The organism is Usitatibacter palustris, from assembly GCF_013003985.1.
In the GTDB taxonomy this organism is placed as follows: domain Bacteria; phylum Pseudomonadota; class Gammaproteobacteria; order Burkholderiales; family Usitatibacteraceae; genus Usitatibacter; species Usitatibacter palustris.
The window spans coordinates 3,159,869-3,184,077 of sequence record NZ_CP053073.1 but is presented as its reverse complement, the minus strand read 5'-3'; the positions used below and the strand labels follow the sequence as shown (position 1 = coordinate 3,184,077).

20 protein-coding genes are annotated in these 24,209 nt (G+C 65.3%); 16 read left to right on the top strand and 4 right to left on the bottom strand.

From position 1 onward, the window contains the following. Window positions 1-57: 57 nt before the first annotated feature. From DSM104440_RS15470 to DSM104440_RS15455, 4 genes are all read left to right on the top strand, one after another. Window positions 58-807 carry a TerC family protein gene (locus DSM104440_RS15470; RefSeq protein ID WP_171164191.1) on the top strand — a complete coding sequence of 250 codons (750 nt, stop codon included), beginning with the start codon at window positions 58-60 and terminating at the stop codon, window positions 805-807. A 351-nt stretch (window positions 808-1,158) separates the two neighbouring features. Further along, window positions 1,159-2,178: a Bug family tripartite tricarboxylate transporter substrate binding protein gene (locus tag DSM104440_RS15465; RefSeq protein ID WP_171164190.1), complete on the top strand. Its 1,020-nt coding sequence runs from the start codon at window positions 1,159-1,161 to the stop codon at window positions 2,176-2,178. Between the two features lie 65 nt (window positions 2,179-2,243). Further along, window positions 2,244-2,762 (top strand): tripartite tricarboxylate transporter TctB family protein, encoded by a 519-nt coding sequence (locus tag DSM104440_RS15460; protein WP_171164189.1) that lies wholly within the window; start codon window positions 2,244-2,246, stop codon window positions 2,760-2,762. A gap of 19 nt (window positions 2,763-2,781) precedes the next feature. Then, window positions 2,782-4,290 carry a tripartite tricarboxylate transporter permease gene (locus DSM104440_RS15455; RefSeq protein WP_171164188.1) on the top strand — a complete coding sequence of 503 codons (1,509 nt, stop codon included), beginning with the start codon at window positions 2,782-2,784 and terminating at the stop codon, window positions 4,288-4,290. Here DSM104440_RS15455 and DSM104440_RS15450 read toward each other — a convergent pair. Both DSM104440_RS15450 and DSM104440_RS15445 read right to left on the bottom strand, forming a co-directional pair. After that, a complete protein-coding gene (locus DSM104440_RS15450; RefSeq protein ID WP_171164187.1) occupies window positions 4,287-4,502 on the bottom strand; it encodes a hypothetical protein in 216 nt (71 codons plus the stop codon). The two genes, DSM104440_RS15455 and DSM104440_RS15450, sit on opposite strands and share 4 nt — an antisense overlap. A 13-nt stretch (window positions 4,503-4,515) precedes the next feature. Further along, window positions 4,516-5,124, bottom strand: a complete 609-nt coding sequence (locus tag DSM104440_RS15445) for a Crp/Fnr family transcriptional regulator (RefSeq protein ID WP_171164185.1) — start codon at window positions 5,122-5,124, stop codon at window positions 4,516-4,518. Between the two features lie 138 nt (window positions 5,125-5,262). Between DSM104440_RS15445 and oxc the strand changes: the two genes are divergently transcribed. From oxc to sucD, 10 genes are all read left to right on the top strand, one after another. Further along, the gene (gene oxc, locus DSM104440_RS15440) at window positions 5,263-7,044 is read left to right on the top strand and encodes an oxalyl-CoA decarboxylase (protein ID WP_171164183.1); all 1,782 of its coding nucleotides are present in this window, start codon (window positions 5,263-5,265) and stop codon (window positions 7,042-7,044) included. 29 nt (window positions 7,045-7,073) lie between these two features. Continuing rightward, window positions 7,074-8,345 (top strand): formyl-CoA transferase, encoded by a 1,272-nt coding sequence (gene frc / locus DSM104440_RS15435; RefSeq protein ID WP_171164180.1) that lies wholly within the window; start codon window positions 7,074-7,076, stop codon window positions 8,343-8,345. A gap of 220 nt (window positions 8,346-8,565) precedes the next feature. Continuing rightward, window positions 8,566-9,498 (top strand): methionyl-tRNA formyltransferase, encoded by a 933-nt coding sequence (locus DSM104440_RS15430; protein WP_171164178.1) that lies wholly within the window; start codon window positions 8,566-8,568, stop codon window positions 9,496-9,498. Window positions 9,499-9,512: 14 nt separating this feature from the next. Beyond that, entirely contained in the window at window positions 9,513-10,490 is a 978-nt protein-coding gene (locus DSM104440_RS15425) for a quinone oxidoreductase family protein (RefSeq protein ID WP_171164176.1), read from the top strand. Between the two features lie 7 nt (window positions 10,491-10,497). Continuing rightward, the gene (locus DSM104440_RS15420) at window positions 10,498-10,977 is read left to right on the top strand and encodes a DUF1499 domain-containing protein (protein ID WP_171164174.1); all 480 of its coding nucleotides are present in this window, start codon (window positions 10,498-10,500) and stop codon (window positions 10,975-10,977) included. A gap of 53 nt (window positions 10,978-11,030) precedes the next feature. Then, window positions 11,031-11,543, top strand: a complete 513-nt coding sequence (locus DSM104440_RS15415; protein WP_171164172.1) for a DUF1269 domain-containing protein — start codon at window positions 11,031-11,033, stop codon at window positions 11,541-11,543. A gap of 93 nt (window positions 11,544-11,636) precedes the next feature. Beyond that, window positions 11,637-14,228 (top strand): CHASE2 domain-containing serine/threonine-protein kinase, encoded by a 2,592-nt coding sequence (locus tag DSM104440_RS15410; protein WP_171164170.1) that lies wholly within the window; start codon window positions 11,637-11,639, stop codon window positions 14,226-14,228. A gap of 3 nt (window positions 14,229-14,231) precedes the next feature. Beyond that, on the top strand, window positions 14,232-14,822 hold the full coding sequence (locus DSM104440_RS15405; protein WP_171164168.1) for a DUF2889 domain-containing protein: 591 nt from the start codon (window positions 14,232-14,234) through the stop codon (window positions 14,820-14,822). Beyond that, window positions 14,819-15,988, top strand: a complete 1,170-nt coding sequence (gene sucC / locus DSM104440_RS15400; RefSeq protein ID WP_171164166.1) for an ADP-forming succinate--CoA ligase subunit beta — start codon at window positions 14,819-14,821, stop codon at window positions 15,986-15,988. Before DSM104440_RS15405 ends, sucC begins: the two co-directional genes overlap by 4 nt. After that, on the top strand, window positions 15,988-16,863 hold the full coding sequence (sucD, locus tag DSM104440_RS15395; RefSeq protein WP_171164164.1) for a succinate--CoA ligase subunit alpha: 876 nt from the start codon (window positions 15,988-15,990) through the stop codon (window positions 16,861-16,863). The genes sucC and sucD overlap by 1 nt, the downstream gene beginning before the upstream one ends. Here sucD and DSM104440_RS15390 read toward each other — a convergent pair. Both DSM104440_RS15390 and DSM104440_RS15385 read right to left on the bottom strand, forming a co-directional pair. Next, on the bottom strand, window positions 16,847-17,524 hold the full coding sequence (locus tag DSM104440_RS15390) for a 3'-5' exonuclease (protein ID WP_171164162.1): 678 nt from the start codon (window positions 17,522-17,524) through the stop codon (window positions 16,847-16,849). The genes sucD and DSM104440_RS15390 overlap by 17 nt on opposite strands. Then, complete coding sequence (locus tag DSM104440_RS15385) at window positions 17,521-19,392, bottom strand: putative nucleotidyltransferase substrate binding domain-containing protein (protein ID WP_171164160.1); 1,872 nt, start codon at window positions 19,390-19,392, stop codon at window positions 17,521-17,523. Before DSM104440_RS15385 ends, DSM104440_RS15390 begins: the two co-directional genes overlap by 4 nt. A 172-nt stretch (window positions 19,393-19,564) precedes the next feature. On the opposite strand from DSM104440_RS15385, the gene DSM104440_RS15380 reads away from it, so the two are divergent. Both DSM104440_RS15380 and fdhF read left to right on the top strand, forming a co-directional pair. Further along, a complete protein-coding gene (locus DSM104440_RS15380; RefSeq protein WP_171164158.1) occupies window positions 19,565-21,244 on the top strand; it encodes an NAD(P)H-dependent oxidoreductase subunit E in 1,680 nt (559 codons plus the stop codon). A 145-nt stretch (window positions 21,245-21,389) separates the two neighbouring features. After that, entirely contained in the window at window positions 21,390-24,203 is a 2,814-nt protein-coding gene (fdhF, locus tag DSM104440_RS15375) for a formate dehydrogenase subunit alpha (RefSeq protein WP_171164156.1), read from the top strand. Window positions 24,204-24,209 lie beyond the last annotated feature (6 nt).

Genomic DNA, 24,209 nt, shown 5'->3' with positions numbered 1-24,209 from the left:
ATATTGTAGCCTCCGTCGCCCGTACCTACTCCTCCTCGACACCTACAAGACAAGACAATGGCCTTTGACGATCCCGCATTCTGGACTGCGCTCCTCAAGATCATCGGCGTGAACATCGTGTTGTCGGGAGACAACGCGGTCGTGATCGCCCTGGCGGCCCGCTCGCTCCCGCCCAAGCAACAGAAGCTTGCCGTGTTCTGGGGCTCGGGCGCGGCGATCATCATGCGGATCATCCTCACGATCTTCGCGGTCGCGCTGCTCTCGCTGCCGTGGCTCAAGCTGATCGGCTCGGTGCTCCTGCTCTGGATCGGCGTGAAGCTGCTCATGCCCGAGGAGCACGACGAGAACATCAACGCGAGCGACAACCTCGGCGCGGCGATCAAGACGATCCTCATCGCCGACCTCGTGATGAGCCTGGACAACGTGATCGCGGTGGCCGCCGCCGCCGGCGACAGCCTCACGCTGCTGATCCTGGGCCTGGGCATCTCGATCCCGCTCGTGATCTTCGGCAGCACGCTGCTGCTCAAGCTGATGGAACGCTGGCCGATCATCATCACGATCGGCGCGGGACTGCTCGGCTTCGTCGCCGGCGAAATGGCCTGGGACGACGGCGGCATCGCCTGGTTCACGAAGGACTATCCGGGCTACATCAAGTATGTGGCGGGCGCGATCGGCGCCATCTTCGTGGTGGGGCTGGGCCGCATCCTCGCGGGCCGCAGCCTCAAGGCCGCCTCCGCGGTGCACCTCGAATCCCAGGGCGCGCACGTGGCGCCCGAAGCCAAGTCCGACAGCTCGACCAAGCCTTAAGTCGCATCCGGAGCCCGCGCGCTCGCGCGGGCTCCTCCTCCGGTCAACGCCCCGAACGCGCCAGCGTTTGAATAGGTGCACGACCGTTCCCGCAAATAGGTAGAGTTCCATGGCGTCTCGCAGGCCGGGCAGCCGATCCACGGCCGCGGCTGACTTTTCCCGCGAGAACACCAAGCAAATGCAACCGGCTCTGCACCGCGAAGGAGCGAGCGAATGCCGGAAGTCGCGTGGAGCGCGAGCATCGCAGAGGCCTCGCGATGGCTTGACCGCCGTCAAGAGACTTGTGCAGTGCGACCGCACTAGAATAGTTTTCATCACGCTCCAATTCGAGAGCCGTAGGAGGAGATCCGCATGAAAGCGAACCAGCGCATTTTCAGCAGGACCCGCATTGCCGCACTCATTGGCTGTGCGCTCACCGCACTTTCCGCTCCCGCGTTCGCGTGGGAACCGTCAAAGACCGTCGAATTCATCGTGCCCGCGGGCACGGGCGGTGGAGCTGACCAGATGGCACGCCTGATCCAGGGCATCGTCACGAAGGAAAAGCTCATGAAGCAGCCCATGGTCGTGCTCAACAAGGGCGGCGGCGCAGGGGCTGAAGGCTTCCTCGACGTGAAGGGCGCGAAGGGCGATCCGCACAAGATCATCATCACGCTGTCGAACCTGTTCACGACGCCGCTCGCCACCGGCGTGCCCTTCGGCTGGAAGGACCTCACGCCGGTACGGATGATGGCCCTCGACCAGTTCGTGCTGTGGGTCAACTCCGAGACGCCGTACAAGACCGCGAAGGATTACGTCGCGGCCGTGAAGGCGGGCGGCAACAACAAGTTCAAGATGGGCGGCACCGGCTCCAAGCAGGAGGACCAGATCATCACCGTGGCCCTCGAGAAGCAGACCGGCGCGAAGTTCACGTACGTGCCCTTCAAGGGCGGTGGCGAAGTCGCAACACAGCTCGTCGGCAAGCACATCGACTCGTCGGTGAACAACCCGATCGAGGCGGTGGCCCAGTGGCGCGCCGGCAACCTGCGCCCGCTGTGCGTCTTCGACGACACGCGCATGCCCTACAAGGAGAAGGTCACGAAGGAAATGTCGTGGAACGACATCCCGACGTGCAAGGAATCCGGCGTCAACACGGACTACGTCATGCTGCGCGGCATCTTCATGGCCGGCGGCGTGACCGCCGAGCAAGTGAAGTTCTACGTCGACATGATGGAGAAGGTCCGCGCGACGCCCGAGTGGAAGAAGTTCATGGAAGACGGCGCCTTCAACCAGACGGCGATCACGGGCAAGGAGTACGGCGACTGGGTCGCGAAGGCCGAGACGCTGCACTACGGCCTGATGAAGGAAGCGGGTTTCCTCGCTCCCGGCAAGTAACGCACGACCGAAGGCGGGGCATTCGTCCCGCCTTCTTCTTCACGACCACACAATAAGGGGAAGTCATGGAGGGGCAGCAAGACCGTGCCGTAGGCTCCGTGCGCGCCTGGGAAGCCATCGTGGCAATCTGCTTCCTGGTTTTCGGCGCCGTGATCGTCTGGGATAGCAAGCGCCTGGGTTCCGCGTGGGGCGCCGAAGGACCGCAAGCGGGCTACTTCCCGTTCTACATCGGCATGATCATCGTGCTCGCGTCGATCGCCAATCTCATCTCGGCGTTCCGCATGAGCCGGGAGGACGGCGGCAAGCCGTTCGTGATGCGCAGCCAGCTGAAGATGGTGCTCACGGTGATGATCCCATGCACGATCTACGTCGCGCTGATCGTGAACCCCGTCTACTCGCTGGGCATCTACCTCGCCTCGGCGCTCTTCATCGCGTTTTTCATGCGCACCCTCGGCAAGTACGGCTGGGCAAAGATCGCGGTGGTGTCGATCGGCGTGGTGGTGGCGTTCTTCCTGATGTTCGAAATCTGGTTCAAGGTTCCGCTTCCCAAGGGACCCATCGAAGCCATGCTGGGCTTCCTCTAAGAAGAGGCACGCGCACACCATGCAGGAAATCCAATCCTTGATGGGCGGCTTCGTCGTCGCCCTCTCCATGAAGAACCTGCTGTTGATGCTCGCCGGCGTAAGCCTCGGCGTGCTGATCGGCGTGTTGCCGGGGCTCGGCGGCGCCAATGGCGTCGCGATCCTCCTGCCGCTCACGTTCTCGATGGCGCAGGCCGAAGGCGGGGCCACCTCGGCGATCATCCTGCTGTCTTGCATCTACTGGGGCGCGCTCTTCGGCGGCGCCATCACCTCCATCCTCTTCAACATCCCGGGGGAGCCATGGTCGGTAGCAACGACCTTCGATGGCTACCCGATGGCGCAGAAGGGCGAGGCGGGCAAGGCGCTCACGGCCGCCTTCACGTCGTCGTTCATCGGCGCGCTGGTCGCGGTGATCGTCATCACGTTCCTGTCGCCTGTCGTCGCACGCTTCGCGCTGAAGTTCGGGCCACCGGAATTCTTCTCCGTCTACCTGCTCACGTTCTGCGCCTTCGTCGGCATGGCCAAGGGCTCGCCCTTCAAGACCATCGCCGCGATGATGGCGGGCTTCGGCCTCGCCGCCGTGGGCATCGATACCGTGACCGGCCAGTTGCGCCTCACGTTCGGCTTCATGGAGCTGCTCAAGGGCTTCGACTTCCTGATCGCGGTGATCGGCCTCTTCGGCATCGGCGAGATCCTGCTCACCATCGAGGAAGGCCTGGTCTTCAAGGGCGCGAGCGCGAGGCTCAATGCGCGCGTCGTGGTCGAGACGTGGAAGGAACTGCCCAAGTACTGGAAGACGTCGCTGCGCAGCTCCGCGGTCGGTTGCCTGATGGGCATCGTCCCCGGCGGCGCCACGCCGGCTTCGTTCATGGCCTACGGTGTCGCCAAGCGCATGTCGCCCGATGGCGATAAGTTCGGCAAGGGCCAGGTCGAGGGCGTGATCGCTCCCGAAACCGCGGCGCACGCCGCGGGAACTTCCGCCCTGCTGCCGATGATCACGCTGGGCGTGCCCGGCTCGCCCACGGCGGCGGTGCTGCTCGGTGGCCTGCTCATCTGGGGCCTGCAACCGGGGCCGCTGCTCTTCATCGAGAAACCCGACTTCGTCTGGGGCCTCATCGCCTCGATGTACCTGGGCAATATCGCCGGCCTCATCGTCGTGCTCACCTGCGTGCCGCTGTTCGCGGCCATCCTGCGCGTGCCCTTCTCGATCATCGCGCCGGTGATCCTCGTGATCTGCGCGATCGGCGCGTTCACGGTGCACAACTCGATGTTCGACGTCTGGCTGATGCTGGTCTTCGGCATCCTGGGCTATGTCTTCAAGAAGCTCGATTACCCGCTGGCGCCCATGGTGCTCGCACTCGTACTCGGCGATCGCGCGGAGGATTCATTCCGGCAGTCGATGCTGATGTCGCAGGGCGACCTGGGCATCTTCGCGGCCAATGGGCTCGTCGGATCGATCACGACCCTCGCGCTGCTGCTGCTCTTCTGGCCGTTCGTCAGCCAGGGGCTCGCGCTGCTGAAGAAACGCTAGGCCTTCCGGGCGATGTAGCCGCCGGCGCGCAGTTCCTCGAGGACGGCGCCGGATTCCCCCGGTCGGAAATTGGGCGCGAAATCGCCGGCGGTCCGGGCCCCATCCACCATGTCGAGGCAGCGCCGCAGTTTCGCCGGCAGCTTGCTCACCTCGGCCGAAAGCTCGGCTCGGCCCTTGTCTGTCATCACGAAGATGTCGGTGTCGTCGACCATCGGGGCCTCGGGGTCAGATCTTCCCGGCGTGCTTGAGGCGCGAAAGCGTCTCGGCCGAGAGGTTCAGGTAGGACGCAAGTTCCTTCTTCGGGACGCGCTCGGCGAGCTCCGGGTGCTTGCGCAGGAACCGGTGCACGCGTCCGGGCGCGTCGAGCAGGTGCAGGGTGATCGTGTGGGCCATCACCTCGCTCATGAGGTGCATGATTTCGTACTCGAAGTCTTCCTTCAGGTCGGGGTAGCTGTCCATGAAGGAGGCCCATTGCGGCAGGGGAAGCTTCGCCACGCGCGCGCGAGTGACGGCGCGGATCGAGTAGGGCGCGGGCGTGCGCAGCTTCCAGGCTGCGTAGCTCGTGTCCATGTCGTCTTCCTTGGCGAAGCGCAGGATCATTTCCTTGCCCTCGGGGCTCGCGACAACGCGCTTGAGGACGCCTTCGAGGACGAAGTACTGCTCCATGTCGTGGGCGCCCTGGGTCAGCAGGACGTCGCCCTTGCGGTAATCGATGATCGCCAGGTGCGGTTCGAGGGCCGCGAACGCGTCTCCCTCGAGCCGGCGCAGGACGATGTTCTGCTCCAGGCGCCGGGCGAGGACTTCGCGTTCGGGGTGATTGACGAGAAGAGTCATGTTTCGAGAGGGAAAATTGACCCCAATCAAGGCTGTAGCGTCGGGGCACTTCTTAACATTGTAGCTGCTCCCGGAAGTGCCGTTTCACCTCGCATCGGCCCATAGCGCCGCAGAATTCAGTTCAGGAGAAATCCCATCATGGCCACCGTCACTCAACCCGGCATCACGCCGGCACCCGCCGCCTCGCCCGCAAGCAGCGGCGTCAATGCTCAGCCCCAGGAAACGATCGACGGTTTCCACCTGCTCATCGAGGCGCTCAAGCTCAACGGCATCGACACGATCTACGGGCTGCCCGGCATCCCGATCACGGATCTCACGCGCATGCTCCAGGCCGAGGGCCTGCGCATGCTGTCGTTCCGCCATGAGCAGAACGCGGGCTATGCGGCGTCCATCCACGGCTTCATCACCCAGACGCCGGGCATCTGCCTCACGGTTTCCGCGCCCGGCTTCCTGAACGGCCTCAATTCGCTCGCCCACGCGACGACCAATTGCTTCCCGATGATCCTCATCTCCGGCTCGTCGGAGCGTGAGATCGTCGATCTCCAGCAGGGCGACTACGAGGAGATGGACCAGCTCGCGATCGCGAAGCCCGTCTCCAAGGCTGCCTACCGCGTCCTGCATGCCGAGGACATCGGCGTGGGCATCGCGCGCGCGATCCGCGCCGCGGTCTCCGGCCGCCCGGGCGGCGTGTACCTCGACCTGCCGGCGAAGTTGTTCGCGCAGACGATGGAAGCCACGGCCGGCCGCGCCACGCTGATCAAGGTCGTCGATCCCGCGCCGGCACAGATTCCCGGCGCTGATGCGGTCAAGCGCGCGCTCGATCTCCTCAAGGGCGCGAAGAAGCCGCTGATCCTCCTCGGCAAGGGTGCCGCCTACGCGCAGTGCGACGCGGAAATCCGCAAGCTCGTCGAATCGACGGGCATCCCGTACCTGCCGATGTCGATGGCCAAGGGCCTGCTGCCCGATACGCACGAGCAGTGCGCATCCGCCGCGCGTTCCTTCGTGCTGCCGGAAGCCGACGTCGTGCTGCTCATCGGCGCGCGCCTGAACTGGCTGCTTTCGCACGGCAAGGGCAAGACCTGGGGCGGCAACGGCCACAAGTCGTGGGGCAAGCAGAAGTTCATCCAGATCGACATCTCGCCGCAGGAAGCCGACAGCAACGTGAAGATCGACGCCCCGCTGGTCGGCGACATCGCCTCGTGCGTCGCGCAGCTGCAGAAGGCCGTCGATGCGGGCTGGGCGAAGCCGCCGAAGGAGTGGACCGACGCCGTCGCCGCGAAGAAGAACGGCAACATCGCGAAGATGGCCGAGACGCTCGCCAAGAATCCCTCGCCGATGAACTTCCACAGCGCGCTCAACGTCGTGCGCGACATCATCAAGGCGAACCCCGACGCGATGCTGGTGAACGAAGGCGCGAACGCGCTCGACTTCACGCGCTCGATCGTGGACATGTACAAGCCCAGGAAGCGCATCGACGTGGGCACCTGGGGAATCATGGGCGTGGGCATGGGCTACTGCGTGGCCGCGGCCGCCGCGACGAAGCACCCGGTGATCGCGATCGAGGGCGACAGCGCCTTCGGCTTCTCGGGCATGGAAGTCGAGACGATCTGCCGCTACAACATGCCGGTGTGCATCGTCATCATGAACAACAACGGCGTGTACAAGGGCACGGACGTCGATCCGACGGGCCGCGACCCCGCGCCTACGGTGTTCGTGAAGGGTGCCCGCTACGACAAGATCATCGAGGCCTTCGGTGGCGTCGGCGTGCATGCCACGACTCCCGACGAGCTGCGCAAGGCAATGGAGGAAGCGATCAAGTCGCGCAAGCCCACGCTCATCAACGCCGTGATCGATGAAACCGCCGGCACCGAAAGCGGCCGCATCACGAGCCTGAACCCGAACGCCGCGAAAAAGAAATAACTAGAAACCACGCCTCAAGGACAAAGACCATGGAAGCTCTCAAAGGAGTTCGCATCCTCGACATGACCCACGTGCAGGCCGGGCCGACGTGCTCGCAGCTGCTCGCGTGGATGGGCGCGGATGTCATCAAGTTCGAGCCCCCGCAGGGCGATGCCACGCGCGGCCAGCTGCGCGACGTGCCCAATGCCGACTCGCTCTACTTCACGATGTTGAACTGCAACAAGCGGTCGATCACCGTGAACATGAAGAGCAACGAGGGCAAGCTGGTCTTCGTGGATCTGCTGAAGACGTGCGACATCATGATGGAGAACTTCGGCCCGGGCGTGCTCGAGCGCCTCGGCTTCACGTGGGAAAAGATCCACGAGATCAACCCGAAGATCGTCGTGGGTTCGATCAAGGGCTTCGGTTCGTCGGGCCCGTACTCGGATTTCAAGGCGTACGAAAACGTCGCGCAGGCCATGGGCGGGGCCATGAGCACTACGGGGGTGCCTGATGGACCACCCTTCGTGACCGGCGCGCAGATCGGCGATTCGGGCACGGGCCTGCACCTGGCCATCGGTCTCCTCGCCGCACTCCACCAGGCCAATCGCACCGGCCAGGGCCAGTACGTGGAAGTGGCGATGATGGACGGCGTGATGAACCTTTGCCGCGTGAAGTTCCGCGATCACCAGCGTCTCACGCGCCAGTCACTCGCCGAGTTCTCGGTGCCCACGTACCAGAACATGGGTGACGTGCCGCGCGCCGGCAACGATTCCGGCGGTGGCCAGCTCGGCAACGCCATCCATTGCAAGCCGCACGGCGCCAACGACTGGCTGTACGTCGTCGTGCAGGAAGCCGTCTGGGCGGATCTCGCCGCGCGCATCGGACCGGATGTCGGCGTTCCCGACCTCGCGACCGATCCGCGTGTCGCGACCATCGCCGAGCGCCGCAAGAACCAGTCGCTCGTGTGGACGCTGCTCAACAAGTTCGCCGAGAAGTACACGAAGCGCGAGCTGATGGCGATCCTCAACCCCATCGACGTGCCGTGCGGTCCGATCATGTCCACGACGGATCTTGCGACCGACGAGCACGTGAAGGGCCGCGACATGTGGGTCGAGCTCGACCACCCGCAGCGCGGCAAGTGGTTCAACGTGGGCATGCCGATCAAGCTGTCGGCCTCGCCCGCGAAGATCGAGCGCAGCCCGCTGCTGGGCGAGCACACCGACGATGTCCTCAAGAACGTCCTCGGCTACGACGACGCGAAGATCGCTTCGCTGAAGGGCGCTGGCGCTTTCTCCGCGCCTCCCAAGAAAGCTGCGTAACGAGTTCAGTACACAAAAGGCGTTGGAACCGCCGATGAACGCCGATTCACCGCCGATTGCCGCAGATGAATGGGTGTGGATCTTCGAGTGAACCGGCGGGATGTGAGCCATGACTCGCTGCAACCTCCTCCGCTTCTTCATATCGGCGGCAATCGGCGGTGAATCGGCGTTCATCGGCGGTTCCAAAGACTTAACCCCCGCATAACTCACAGGCCTCCCCATGCGCGTCGCACTCATCGGTCAGCAGGATTTCGGCAAAGCAGTCCTTGAAGCTCTCGTCGCCCGTGGCGACACTGTCGCGGCCGTCTTCTGCGCGCCCGAGAAGGAAGGCGCCAAAGCCGACCCGATGCGCACGGCCGCGCAGGAGAAGGGCCTCAAGCTCTACCAGTTCCCGAACCTCAAGGGTCCGGAGGCCGTGCAGGCCATGAAGGACGCCAACGCCGACATCGGCATCATGGCGTTCGTGCTCCAGTTCGCGCCGCAGGAATTCGTGAGCATCCCCAAGCACGGCACGATCCAGTACCACCCTTCGCTGCTGCCGAAGTATCGCGGCCCGTCGTCGATCAACTGGCCCATCACCAAGGGCGAGACGAAGACCGGCCTCACGATCTTCCGTCCCACCGACGGCCTCGACGAAGGCGCGGTGATCCTGCAGAAGGAAACGCCGATCTCCGAGAACGACACGCTGGGCACCGTGTACTTCGATCGCCTCTTCCCGATGGGTGTCGCGGCGATGCTCGAAGCCGCGGACCTCGTCGTCGCGGGCAAGCACAAGGAAGTCGTGCAGGACGAGAACGCCGCGTCCTACGAAGGCTGGTTCCGCGCGAACGAAGCGAAGATCAACTGGAACAACCACGTGGACTACATCCACAACACGATCCGTGGTGCCGATCCCGCACCCGGCGCGTGGACCACGATCGCCGGCAAGAAGCTGCAGCTCTTCGGCTCGAAGAAGCACCTCGTGCGCACGTTCGGCGCGGTGAAGGGCAAGATCGGCGAGGTCACCGAGGTGGGCGCGGACTCGATCCGCATCACCGCGCAGGGCGGCCAGGTCGAAATCAGCAAGGTGAAGCCGGAAGAAGGCAAGAAGGTCTCCGCCGCCGAATGGGCGAAGGCGGCAGGCGTGGGAGCAGGTACCATTCTGGGAACCTGAATCCCGGAGGTTCCATGCCCCACGCAATCCGCTTTCACAAGACCGGTGGACCCGAAGTGCTGCAATGGGAAGAGGTCGCCATCGGCGATCCCGGCCCGGGCGAAGTCCGCCTCGACCAGAAGGCCGCGGGCCTCAATTATCTCGACACCTATCACCGCTCCGGGCTCTACGCGATGCCGCTGCCGTCGGGCGTCGGCATGGAAGGCTCGGCCGTCGTCGAAGCTGTCGGCGTAGGAGTCACCGAGTTCAAGGTGGGCGACCGTGTCGCTTACGCCAACGGACCGATCGGCAGCTACTCGGAAAAGAAGATCCATCCGGCCGACCGCCTGGTGAAGCTTCCGGACGCGATCAGCTTCGAGCAGGGTGCCAGCATGATGCTGCAGGGCCTCACTGTTCGTTACCTGCTGCGCAGCCTGCTGCTGGTACCGAAGAGCGGCGACACCGTGCTCGTGCACGCGGCCGCGGGCGGCATCGGTCTCATCGCATGCCAGTGGGCGAAAGCGCTCGGGATCAACGTGATCGGCACCGTGAGCTCGGAAGAAAAAGCCAAGCTCGCGAAGGAGCACGGCTGCACGCACACGATCAACTACACGACCGAGGATTTCCACGCGCGCGTGATGGAAATCACCGGCGGCAAGAAAGTGCCGATCGTGTACGACTCGATCGGCAAGGACACGTGGGTGAAGTCCCTCGATTGCCTGCAGGTCCGCGGCCTGATGGTGAGCTTCGGCAATGCGTCCGGTCCGGTCGACGGCGTGAACCTCGGCATCCTCGCGGCGAAGGGATCGCTGTCCGTCGTGCGTCCCACGCTCGCGAGCTTCACCGCAAAGCGCGAGGAATTGGTCAACGGCGCCAAGGAACTCTTCGAGCACGTGATCGCCGGCCGCATCAAGGTCGAGCCGCGCCAGCAATACGCGCTGAAGGATGCCGCGCAGGCGCATCGCGATATCGAGGCGCGCAAGACCACCGGCTCCACGATTCTCGTTCCGTAGGACATCGATGCGCTGGGTCCGGCGTGTCCTGGTCGTGCTCGCCGCGCTCGGCGCTACACTGGCCGTGGTCGCAATCGTGGGAGCGCAGATGGGACTCTTCTCGGGAAGCCGGCCGGACAACCTCGGGCTTCGTGAAGGCAAGCTGCGCAACGGCGACTGGCGCCCGAACTGGGTGTCGTCGCAGGCCGCTTCCGGCGACAAGCATTTCATCGCACCGTTGCGAGTGGCCGGTGCCGCACCGGCCGTGTGGGCGAAACTCGAATCCGTGGTGCGCGCCATGCCCGGCGCGACGGTGGTCACGAGCCGCCCCGACTACCTGCACGTCGAGTTTTCCTCGAAGACGATGGGGTTCGTGGACGACACCGAGTTCACGCCCGATCCCGCGGGCGGCGCGATCCACGTGCGTTCGGGCGCGCGGCTGGGCGTGCGCGATTTCGACGTGAATCGCAAGCGCGTGGAAGGCCTCCGGGAAGCCCTCTCGCGCTGACCAATAGTTGGGAGTAGGCTGGTTGGTCCTTGAATCCGTTCGGAGGAAAGGACATGAGACTCAGGATGTACGTCACGCTTCCCGACACCACGAGCGCGAAGAAGCTGGCCGACGACCTCCTGCTCGCGCGCATCGAGGACCGCCACATGCACTTCCTCGCGCGCCGCGGCACCGATCTCGGCGAGCTCCACGAAGCCTCCTACCTGCACAAGACCGACACCGTCCACGGCGCGTTCGTGGGCCTGGTCCTCGGCGGGCTGATGGGAATTTTCTTCGGGCTCTTCCTCGTGTACTTCCCGCCGCAGGGCGGCACGCTGCAGCTGGTGACGGTCTTGATCACCGCTGTGGTCGGCGCTTTCCTTGGCGCATGGGTGTCGAGCATGGTGGGCATGCAGGTGCCCAATTCCCGCCTCAAGGGGTTCGAATCCGAGATCCAGGACGGCAAGGTCCTGCTGATGCTCGACGTGCCCTCGACCCGTTACGAGGACGTGCGCGCGATCATCCAGCGCACGCACCCGGAGGCGATGGATCGCGGCCAGGAGCCGACGGTTCCGGCTTTTCCCTAGGCGGCAGGCGACTCGGCGGCGACCTTCGGTAGAATCGGGGGTCAGAGTAAGATTCGGGCTCGCCGAAAGTCGCATGTCTCCGGGGGAGAGTTCATGAAGACCGCGTTCTGGAAGGCCGACTGGTTCCTCGGTCTGGTCATCGCTATTGCCATGCTCGTGTTCGCGAAGGCCTCGGGGTTCATCCCCGGCGTCGAACGCTGGGCCTACGACCTTGGCGTGCGGATGACTTCAAAGATCCCCAGCGACAAGATCGCCGTGATCGCGATCGACGAGCCGTCGATCCGCAACATCGGCCGCTGGCCGTGGTCGCGCGAAGTGCAGGCCAAGCTGATCGACCAGCTGGCGGCCTCGAAGGCGAAGGTCATCGGCAACACGATCATCCTGTCCGAGCCGCAGAAGGACGCGGGCCTCGTGTATGTCGAGCGGATGCTCGACGTCTACAACAAGGCCTGGCCTTCGGCCGCGCCGCAGGAAGCGCCCGGCGTTTCCGCGTTCGCGGCCGCCACGCCCGCCGCGCAACCGTCGACCGCGCCGCCCGATGTCGCCGAGATCGGCAAGATCCTCCACGAAGCCTCGACCGCGCTCAACAGCGACCTGCGCCTTGCCGACAGCATGAAGAAGGCCGGCAACGTGATCGTTCCGCTCGCGTTCCAGGGCCTCTCGGGCACTCCGCCGCCGGGCAAGCCCGACAAGCCGACGGCCGAGTACGTCGCGAAGAACACGATCGGCGGCACGACGCAGTCGGGCGGTGGGCAGTTCCTGTATGGCGTCGATCCCCTGCTGCCGATCGAGCAGCTCGGCGTCGCGGCCGCCGGCATCGGCCACCTCAACTCCAACCTCGACGAAGACGGCGCAGTGCGCTTCGAGCCTCTGGTGATCGATTTCTACGGCCAGCAATATCCGTCGCTCGCCCTCATGATCGCCGCGAAGAGCCTCAACCTCGGCCCCAAGGACGTGAAGGCGAACGTCGGCGAAAGCGTCTCCGTCGGCGGCAAGGTGATCCGCACGGACGACGCATCGCAGATGTACACGTACTTCTACAAGGATCGCGACGGCCGTCCCGCCTTCCCGATCGATTCGTTCTTCGACGTCTACTCCGGCAAGATCCCGACGAGCAAGTACACCGACAAGATCGTGTTGATCGGTGCCACGGCCGCCGGCGTCGGTGCCGCGCAGGTGACGCCGATCTCGCCGCAGATGAACCCGGTCACGACGCTGGCGCACTCGGTGTCGTCGATCATGCAGGAGCACTTCTTCGTCGCGCCCACGTGGGGCGGCATGGCCACGCTCGGTGCCTACCTCCTGATCGCGCTCTACCTCATCCTGCTGTTGCCGCGCCTCGGTGCGGGCATGGGTGCCATCGTGACGCTCGTGCTGCTGGCCGCCCTGTTCGGTACGCATCTCGGACTCATGACGAGCGCGGGCCTGTGGATCCAGCTCATGCTTCCCGCGACGCTCCTGATCGTCGGACACGCGCTGCTCACGACCAAGCGCTACCTCGTGACGGAAGCGGGCAAGGAGAAGGCCGACACCGAGGGCGCGGAATCGAACCGCATGCTGGGCCTCGCGTTCCAGCAGCAGGGCCAGCTCGACATGGCCTTCGACAAGTTCCGCAAGTGTCCTTACGACGAGCAGCTTGCCGAGAACCTCTACTCGCTGGCGCTCGATTTCGAACGCCGCCGCCAGTTCAACAAGGCCGAGTCGGTGTTCGGCTTCATCGCCGCGAAGGACCCGAAGTTCAAGGACGTCGCCGAACGCGCCGGCCGCAACAAGGCGATGAGCGAGACGATCATCCTCGGCGGTTCCTCGGGCGCGCGCACCAATGCCACGATGGTGATGGCCGGTGGAGCGGCGGAAAAGCCGATGCTCGGCCGCTATCAAATCGAGAAGGAGCTCGGCAAGGGCGCGATGGGCGTCGTGTACGGCGGCAAGGATCCGAAGATCGGCCGCGTCGTCGCGATCAAGACGATGGCCCTGTCCGCGGAATTCGAAGCCGACGAGCTCACGGAAGCCAAGGAGCGCTTCTTCCGCGAGGCGGAGACCGCGGGCCGGCTCACGCACCCGAGCATCGTCACGATCTACGACGCGGGCGAAGAGCACGACCTGTGCTACATCGCGATGGAGTTCCTGAAGGGCAAGGACCTCGTCCAGTTCACGAAGAACCCGAACCTGCTGCCGCCCGACAAGGTGCTCTCGATCGTCGAGCGCGTGGCCGATGCGCTCGGGTACGCGCACACGCTCGGTGTCGTGCATCGCGACATCAAGCCCGCGAACATCATGTACGAGCCCGACAGCGACGTCGCGAAGGTCACCGACTTCGGCATCGCGCGCATCACGGATTCGTCGAAGACCAAGACCGGCATGGTGCTGGGCACGCCGTCCTATATGTCGCCCGAGCAGCTCGCGGGCAAGCGCATCGACGGACGCTCGGACATCTTCTCGCTCGGCGTCACGCTCTTCCAGATGCTCTGCGGCCAATTGCCGTTCAACGGCGAGTCGATGACGCAGCTGATGTTCGCGATCGCCAACACGCCGCACCCGAACATCCTCGAGATCAACTCGGCGTTGAAGCCCTGGATGGTCGTGATCATCGACAAGGCGCTCGCGAAGGACCTCGAGCAGCGCTACCAGACGGGTATGGAATTCGCCGCGGCGATCCGCGAGGCGCGCAAGGCCAACGGCTGATCGATGCCGCTTCCGGAGCCGACGACCCCCCGGACCCCGCTTCACCGTCGCTCGATCGAGATCCGCGGCTGGAAGCGGGACGATGGCCTGTTCGACATCGAAGGCCACCTCACCGACACCAAGGACGCGGACTTCAAGCTGACCTCGGGCCTGCGCCCGGCCGGCGAGCCCATCCACTCGATGTGGCTGCGGCTGACCGTCGACCACACGCTGACCATCGTTGACGCGGCGGCGTCCACCGACGCCATGCCCTGGATCAATGTATGCGACGGGATCACGCCGGAATATCGCCGCCTGATAGGACTGGCGATCCGCCCCGGCTATCACCAGAGGCTCAAGGAATTGCTGGGCGGCGTGCGCGGCTGCACGCATCTCACGGAGCTTGCCGGGACGCTCGCGACCGCGGCCTTCCAGACGATGGCGGGCCAGTTGAAGCGCGATCCGGCGCAGAAGCCCTATCCGATCGATCGCTGCCACGCGCTCGATGCAACCAAGCCGCTCGTGGCGCAGTACTACCCGGAGTGGTATCGGGGAACGGATCAATCCCCGCCCGCACCGGACAACCGACAGGCACAGAAGGGAAACGAGTCGTGAACATCCACGAATACCAGGGCAAGGAAATCTTCCGGAAGTTCGGAATCGTCACGCCGCGCGGCTTTCCGGCATTCACGGTCGACGAGGCCGTGGAAGCGGCGAAGAAACTCGGCGGCCCCGTCTGGGTCGTGAAGGCACAGATCCACGCGGGCGGCCGCGGCAAGGGCGGCGGCGTGAAGCTCGCGCGCTCGCTCGAGGAGGTGAGGACGCTCGCCGGGCAGATCCTCGGCATGACGCTCGTCACCCACCAGACCGGCCCCGCGGGCCGTCTCGTGCGGCGCCTCCTCATCGAAGAGGGCGCGGACATCAAGAAGGAGCTCTACATCGGCATGGTGGTCGATCGCGCCACGCAGCGCGTGACCCTCATGGCGAGCTCCGAGGGCGGCATGGACATCGAGCACGTCGCCGAGCACACGCCCGAGAAGATCCACAAGGTGTCGATCGATCCGGGCAAGGGCCTCGAAGACTCGGATGCCGACGACGTCGCGCGCAAGATCGGCGTTCCCGCGGCACTCGTGCCGCAGGCGCGCGACTTCCTGCAGAAGCTCTACAAGGTCTTCGACGAAACCGACTGCTCGCTCGCCGAGATCAATCCCCTGATCATCACGGGCGACGGCAAGGTGATCGCGCTCGATTCGAAGCTCAACTTCGATTCCAACGCGCTCTATCGCCATCCGGACATCGTCGCGATGCGCGACCTCGATGAAGAGGACCCGGCCGAAGTCGAAGCCTCGAAGTTCGACCTCTCGTACATCTCGCTCGACGGCAACATCGGCTGCCTGGTCAACGGCGCGGGCCTCGCGATGGCGACGATGGACACGATCAAGCTCTACGGCGGCAGCCCGGCGAACTTCCTCGACGTGGGCGGTGGCGCCACGGCCGAGAAGGTCACCGAGGCCTTCAAGATCATGCTGAAGAACCCGGGGCTGAAGGCGATCCTCGTGAACATCTTCGGCGGCATCATGAAGTGCGACACGATCGCGACCGGTGTCGTCACCGCCGCGCGCCAGGTCTCGCTCAACGTGCCCCTCGTCGTCCGCCTCGAAGGGACGAACGTGGACCTCGGCAAGAAGATCCTCGCCGACTCGGGCCTGCCGATCATTTCCGCCTCGAACATGGGCGATGCGGCCGAGAAGGTGGTGGCTGCAGCGAAGGGACAAAAATAATGTCGATCCTCATCAACAAGAACACCAAGGTCATCACGCAGGGCATCACCGGCAAGACCGGCCAGTTCCACACGAAGATGTGCCGCGAGTATGCCAACGGCAAGAACTGCTTCGTCGCGGGCGTCACGCCCGGCAAGGGCGGCCAGGACTTCGAAGGGATCCCGATCTACAACTCGGTGAAGGACGCGAAGTCCGCCACCGGTGCGACGGTCTCGGTGATCTACGTGCCGCCGCCGTATGCCGCCGCGGCGATCGACGAAGCCGTCGATGCGGATCTCGACCTCGTGATCTGCATCACCGAAGGCATCCCGGTGCGCGACATGGTGAAGACCCGCTACAAGATGCAGGGCAAGAAGACCATCCTGCTCGGGCCCAACTGCCCCGGCACGATCACGCCCGACGAAATCAAGATCGGCATCATGCCCGGCCACATCCACAAGAAGGGCCGCATCGGCGTGGTGTCGCGCTCGGGCACGCTCACCTACGAAGCGGTCGGCCAGCTCACGGCGCTGGGCCTCGGGCAGTCGTCCGCGGTCGGCATCGGCGGCGACCCGGTGAACGGACTCAAGCACATCGACATCCTGAAGATGTTCAACGACGATCCGGAGACGGACGCCGTGATCATGATCGGCGAGATCGGCGGCACCGACGAGGAAGCCGCGGCGCACTGGATCAAGGCGAACATGAAGAAACCCGTCGTGGGCTTCATCGCCGGCGTGACGGCACCTCCCGGCAAGCGCATGGGCCATGCGGGCGCGATCATCTCGGGCGGCAAGGGCACGGCGCAGGAAAAGCTCGCCGTGATGGAAGCGTGCGGCATGAAGGTCACGCGCAACCCCGCGGAGATGGGCAAGCTGCTCAAGTCGGTGCTGTAGAGACTCCGAGTCGCGCCGCGCGCCGCAGGCCGCCGAGATCGGCGAACCCTTCGGCGCGCGCTTTCGCCAGCACCACCAGCAGCAGCTCCGCCGTCACGAACGCGTCGCCCAGCGCGTGATGGCGTTCGAGCGAGTCGATCCCGAAGTGGGCCAGCCAGTCATCGAGCGTGCGCCGCGAGCGGGCGGCATCGGGATAGAGCCCGCGCGGCAGCGTGGCGAGGTCGAACCACTCGGCGGCGAAGCGTTCTCCGAGGTCCTGGCGCATCGAACGCGCGAGAAACGCCTGGTCGAACTTCGCGTTGAAGGCCACGAGCGGATCGCCGCTCGCGAAATCGAGGAACGCGCGCAGGGCGTCGGCGCGCACTTCACCCGAGAGCTGGGCCGCGCGCCCGATGCCATGCACGAGGATGTTCGCGTCGTCGCTCGGCTGCTCCTGCCTGAGCTCGCGATAGAACGTCTCCGCGAGGTCGATGCGCCCGCCCTTCACCGCGCAGGCCCCGATCGACAGCAGGCGGTCGCTGCGCGTGTTGAACCCGCTCGTCTCGGTATCGACCACGACGAAGCGCACGTCGGCAAGGGCCGCGTTGCCAGGCGCATGCAAGGTCGGGATCCAGCGGCCGATGCGTTGCCAGGCGGCCTCCCAGAATCGCGGCGTGCTCACAGGTCGTAGTCGAGGGCGATGCGTTGCTGCAGCGTGCGCGCGGCGCGCAGGCATTCCTTGAGGAGGCGCCGGTCGATCTCGTTCAAGCGATCGGGACGAAGGTGATTGTCGGGTGGCTCGCCGCGCGCGATGAGCGCGTGCTGGTGGCGCAATCGGAAAAGTTGCAGCACGTGCACCGCGCGCAGCCACGCTTCGGAGTCCTGCTTCGGCAGTCCGCCGCGCTCGGTGACCTCGCGGATTCGCTCGGCGGTGTTGGTGGCCTCGACACCCTGTGCAAGCGCATAGATGCGCGCGGCGTCCGTGAAGATCATCGCGCCGCGCATCTTCAGGTCGATGGTCTGCGGATGGCGCGGATCGTCGGAGAGCTCGAAATCGCGAACGAGGCCCAGCGGCGGGCGGTTCGCCAGCGCGTTCTCCGCCATGAGGCGCAGGAAGCGCGAGTTGCCCGGCACGCTGGCCACGAGCCATTCGCGCAGCCTGCGAGCCGGCGTGAACTCTCCGTGCAGCGGACGGAAGTCGAAGAAGATGTTCGCTTGCAGGATCGCCTTCGGGTCGCCACCGGCGATCCAGCGGGAAAACTCCTCGCGCCACTCGGATTCGGAAAGGCACCAGCGCGGGTTCGAACCCATGATGAAACCCGTGCACAGCGGGAAGCCCACGGCGTCGAGCCCGTGGTTGATGCGGTCGGCGGCCGGCAGCAACAGTTCGCGCATCGCCTTCGGATCGGTCCCGTCGGGAAACACGATCGCGTTGTCCTGGTCGGAAGCGAGCGTGCGCTCGCGGCGGCCCTCGCTGCCGAGCGAGAGCCAGCAGAAGGTGCGCGGCGAAACGCCATCGACCGCAAGGCTGATCTCGATCACGCGGCGCGTGAGGCGATCGTGGAGCGACGCGACGATCCGCGCGAGGTTCTCGAACTCCACGCCCTGGGCGATCAGCTCCTGCGTCGTGTCGCGAATCTCGTGCGAGAGCGGCACGAGCGCTTCGATCGTCGTCGCCTGCGAGATCGCCGCGCCAACCTGGCGCAGGCCGATGCGCTGCAGCGCGAAGAGGTCGCGCTCGGAGACGAGGCCCGCGATCGTCTCCCCGTCCTTCACCACCACGTGATGGATGTTGTGTTCGGACATCTCGAGCGCGGCTTCGTAGGCGAACGCGTCTCCGGGAAGCGAGATCGGATCGGGCGTCATCACCGTGTCGATCGGCTGCTCGAGGTCGTTGTCGGCCAGCGCCACCCGCGCGAGCAGGTCCTTCAAGGTGAAGATTCCCGCGAGCGAGCCGTCGTCGTTGGTCACGAGGATGGAGCCGATGCCGTCGTCGTGCATGCGCGCGAGCGCCGCGCGCAGCGTCGTGCCGCGGGGGCACGTGACGGGTTTTCCGGAGACCACCTGGGCTAGCCGCCGGTCGAGCGGCTGGCGCGGGTCGGTGGAAAGCGTGGCGTCGCTTTTCAGCGCCGAGAGGGCCTGCTCGAGGAAGAGCGCGATCCGCCGCGTGCAGAACTTGTTGAACACGGCGCTGCGTTCCATGAGCGCGCGGAAATCGGCCTCGCCGAGCAGGAAGCAGAACGTATCGTGCGAGGCCTCGTAGCTCGCGCTCACCGGCCGGCGCGCCAGGAGCGCACCCATCGGGAAGCACTCGCCGGCGTGCAGCACCACGTCGGAGCGCCGTTCGTCGTGACGGCCGATCGTCACGGCACCCTGCTTGATGATGTGCATATGCGAAGGATTGCCGGAAGTCGGGTCGAGGATTCGGGTCCCGGCCGGGTAGTACGTCACGGCGAGGTGCGACGCAAGGAACGCGAGGTCGTCCTGCTGCATGCGGTCGAACGGCGCATGGCGCTTCAGGGTGGCGATCGTTCCGTCGAGGAGGCTCATGCGTGGCGCTTGGGTACCGTTGGGGGCAATCTACAACGTCCGGAAGGGAAAGGGGTCCGGGAACCCCCTGCACCCTCCCATGTCCCGACAGTAAGCCCTTGACGGGCGTCAACTGCTTCGCCGGGAGCCATTCGGTAACCTTGAGGCCTGATTTCCTGAGCATTCCGCGCCCATGAACACGGTTGTCATTCCGGTCGGCAAGATCCGCCGCGCCCGCCCCACCCCGAAGGGCCGCACGGTCGATCCTGTCGCGCGCGAAGAGGTGCTCCAGGTCCTCGCCGATGCGCCCCGCGATCGCGAATACCTCATCGAGAACCTGCATCGCATCCAGGACAAGTTCGGCCACCTGTCGGCTGCGCACATGGCCGCCCTCGCCGAGGCGATGAAGATCGCGATGGCCGAGGTCTATGAGGTCGCGACCTTCTATCACCACTTCGATGTGGTGAAGGAGGGCGAGGCCGCACCCGCTGCGCTCACGGTGCGCGTGTGCGAAACCCTTTCGTGTTCGATGGCCGGTGCCGGTGATCTCCTCGAACGCCTGCCGAAGATCCTCGGCAAGGATGTCCGCGTGATCGCAGCACCCTGCATCGGCCGCTGCGAGCAGGCGCCGGCGGTGTGCGTCGGCAAGAACGCGTTCGGCAACGCGACCGCGGAATCGATCGCGCTCGCGGTGAAGGAGAAGCAGAGCTACGCGCCGCAGACCCGCCACATCGGCTACGAGGCGTATCGCGAGGCCGGCGGATACCAGCTGTGGCTCGATTGCCTCTCGGGCAAGCGCGAGCTCGAGTCGGTGATGAAGACGATGGAGGATTCCGGCCTGCGCGGCCTGGGCGGCGCGGGCTTTCCCACGGGCCGCAAGTGGCGCATCGTGCGCGACGCGCCGGCTCCGCGCCTGATGGCGATCAACATCGACGAGGGCGAGCCCGGCACGTTCAAGGATCGCTACTACCTCGAGCACGACCCGCATCGCTTCCTCGAAGGCATGCTCATCGCCGCCTGGGCCGTGGGCATCGACGCGGTCTACATCTACCTGCGCGACGAATACCACGCCTGTCGCGAGACGCTCGAGCGCGAGCTCGAACTGCTGAAGGCCAACCCGCCCGCCAAACTCCCCGCGATTTATCTGCGCCGCGGCGCCGGCGCCTACATCTGCGGTGAAGAGTCCGCGATGATCGAATCGATCGAAGGCAAGCGCGGCATGCCGCGGCTTCGCCCGCCGTACGTCGCGCAGGTTGGCCTCTTCGGCCGGCCGACGCTCGAACACAACATGGAGACGCTGCACTGGGTGCGCGAGATCCTCGAGAAGGGCGCGGGCTGGTTCGCGTCCCACGGCCGCAATGGCCGCAAGGGCCTGCGCTCGTTCTCCGTCTCGGGCCGCGTGAAGAAGCCCGGCGTGCATCTCGCGCCCGCGGGCATCACGGTGAAGGAGCTCATCGCCGAGTTCTGCGGCGGTATGCTCGATGGCCATGAGTTCTACGCGTACCTGCCGGGCGGCGCCTCGGGCGGAATCCTCCCCGAATCGATGGGCGACATCCCGCTCGATTTCGATACGCTCCAGCCCCACGGTTGCTTCATCGGCTCTGCCGCCGTCGTGATCCTCTCGAAGAAGGACAAGGCGCGAGATGCCGCGGTGAACCTGATGCGCTTCTTCGAGCACGAGTCCTGCGGCCAGTGCACGCCCTGCCGTGTGGGCACGTCGAAGGCAGCGCACCTCATGGAAGCGCCCAAGTGGGACAACGCGTTGCTCGAGGAGCTGTCACAGGTGATGGTGGATGCTTCCATCTGCGGTTTGGGACAGGCTGCACCCAACCCCATTCGTTGCGTCGCGAAACACTTTGCTCACGAAGTTTGAAGAGACGAGAACATTGTCCGCAGATAAACGCGGATAAACGCGGATAAGGACTAGTCGGCATGTCGAGGTGCTTCATTGCAGAACTTGAATTTCATCTGCGTTTATCCGCGTTTATCTGCGGACGATTTGCTCTAAGGGGTAATCAGTGAAACTGAACGACCTGGTCGGCGCGGCAACCATCGACTTCACGCTCAACGGCGAGACGATCTCCGCCTTCGAGGGCGAGACGATCATCCAGTCCGCCAAGCGCCACGGCGTCGACATCCCACACCTTTGCTACAAGGAAGGCTACCGGCCCGACGGCAATTGCCGCGCCTGCGTGGTCGAGATCAAGGGCGAGCGCGTGCTGGCTCCCTCGTGCTGCCGCCAGCCCGCGAAGGGCATGGACGTTTCCTCCGTTTCCCCGCGCGCAGAGCATTCGCAGAAGCTCGTGCTCGAGCTCCTGCAATCGGATGCCCCGGGCGTCGATCTCAAGCCCGGTGCGAACGAACTCGCGATCTGGTCGGACAAGCTTGGCGTGAAGGGCTCGCGCTTCGAAGCGCGCCACCAACCCGCGCCCGATGCCTCGCATCCGGCGATGTGGGTGAACCTCGATGCCTGCATCCAGTGCACGCGCTGCGTGCGCGCCTGCCGCGAGGAACAGAACAACGACGTGATCGGCTACGCCTTCCGCGGCGCCGAATCCAAGATCGTCTTCGACTTCGACGATCCGATGGGCAACTCCACGTGCGTCGCCTGCGGCGAATGCGTGCAGGCCTGCCCCACGGGCGCGCTCGCGCCGGCGAAGAACGCGTACGCCATCAAGGCCGACAAGACCGTGGATTCGGTCTGCCCGTATTGCGGCGTGGGCTGCCAGCTCACGTACCACGTGAAGGACAACGAGATCGTGCGCGTGGACGGCCGCGACGGTCCCGCGAACCACGAGCGCCTGTGCGTGAAGGGCCGCTACGGCTTCGACTACGTGAAGCACCCGCACCGCCTCACGAAGCCGCTCATCCGCAAGGCCGATGCGCCCAAGCACGCCGAGTTCACCGTCGATCCGGACAAGTGGAGCGAGATCTTCCGCGAAGCCACGTGGGAGGAAGCGCTCGACCTCGCCGCGAAGGGCCTGGGGAAAGTCCGCGACACGATGGGACCCAACGCGCTCGCCGGATTCGGCAGCGCGAAGGGCTCCAACGAAGAGGCGTACTTGTTCCAGAAGCTCGTGCGCACGGGCTTCGGCACGAACAACGTCGACCACTGCACGCGTCTTTGTCATGCCTCGTCCGTGGCCGCGCTCCTCGAAGGCGTGGGCTCGGGCGCCGTGTCGAACCAGGTCTCCGACGTCGAGTTCGCCGAGGTGATCTTCCTCATCGGCTCGAACCCCACCGCGAACCACCCGGTGGCCGCTACGTGGATCAAGAACGCCGCGCGCAACGGCGCGAAGCTCATCGTCGCCGATCCGCGCCGCAATGACATCGCGCGCCACGCCTGGCGCACGCTGCAGTTCAAGGCCGACACCGACGTCGCTCTTCTCAACGCGATGATCTACACGATCCTCGAGGAGAACCTCTGCGACCAGGAGTTCATCCGCACGCGCACCAGCAACTTCCAGGCGCTCAAGGAAAACTCGAAGGGTTTCAGCCCCGAGACGATGGCGCCGATCTGCGGCATTCCCGCGGAGACGATCCGCGAAGTCGCGCGCGCCTACGCAACCTCCAAGGGATCGATGATCCTCTGGGGCATGGGCATCTCGCAGCACGTGCACGGCACCGACAACGCGCGCTGCCTGATCGCGCTCACGCTGATGACCGGCCAGATCGGCAAGCCGGGTTCCGGCCTGCATCCGCTGCGCGGCCAGAACAACGTGCAGGGTGCCTCCGACGCGGGCCTGATCCCGATGATGTTCCCGGACTACCAGCGCGTGGACAATCCGGAAGCGCTCTCGCGCTTCGAGAAGTTCTGGAACCGCAAGCTCGATCCCAAGCCCGGCCTCACCGTCGTCGAGATCATGGACGCCGCGTGCGACGGGCGCATCAAGGGCATGTACGTGATGGGCGAGAACCCCGCGATGTCGGACCCGAACGCGCACCACGCGCGCGAAGGCCTGGCCGCGCTCGATTGCCTTGTCGTGCAGGACATCTTCCTCACGGAGACCGCGTACCTCGCCGACATCGTGCTGCCCGCTTCGGCGTGGCCCGAGAAGACGGGTTCGGTCACCAACACCGACCGCATGGTGCAGATGGGCCGCCGCGCGCTCGACATGCCCGGCGATGCGCGCCAGGACCTCTGGATCATCCAGCAGCTCGCGAACCGGTTGGGCTGCGGCTGGACGTACACCGGTCCCGAGAGTGGTGTTGCGCAGGTGTACGACGAGATGCGCCTCGCGATGAACTCCATCGGCGGCATCACGTGGGAACGCCTCGAGGAGCAATCGAGCGTCACCTATCCCTGCCGTACCGAGCACGATCCGGGGCAGTCGGTCGTGTTCACCGAAGACTTCCCGACCAAGGACGGGCGCGCGAAGTTCGTGCCGGCCGACATCATTCCGGCCAACGAGCGGCCCGACGGCGAGTATCCGTTCGTGCTGATCACCGGCCGCCAGCTCGAGCATTGGCACACGGGCTCGATGACGCGCCGTGCCTCGGTGCTCGATGCGATCGAGCCGCGCGCGGTGGCCTCGCTCCATCCGCTGGATCTCGATGCGCTCGGTGCGCGCCCCGGCGACACGATCACCGTGGCCTCGCGCCGCGGCGAGATCGCGCTCGCCGCCCGCGCCGACGACGGCATCCCGCGGCAGACCGTGTTCATCCCGTTCGCCTACTACGAGGCGGCGGCCAACCGCCTCACCAACCCTGCGCTCGATCCGTTCGGCAAGATCGCGGAGCTCAAGTACTGCGCGGTGAAGGTGAAGAAGGGCGGCACGCTCGAGACGCTCGCAAGCTACGGCGGAGGGCAGTCGTTCGCGACGACGCACTGAAGTTCG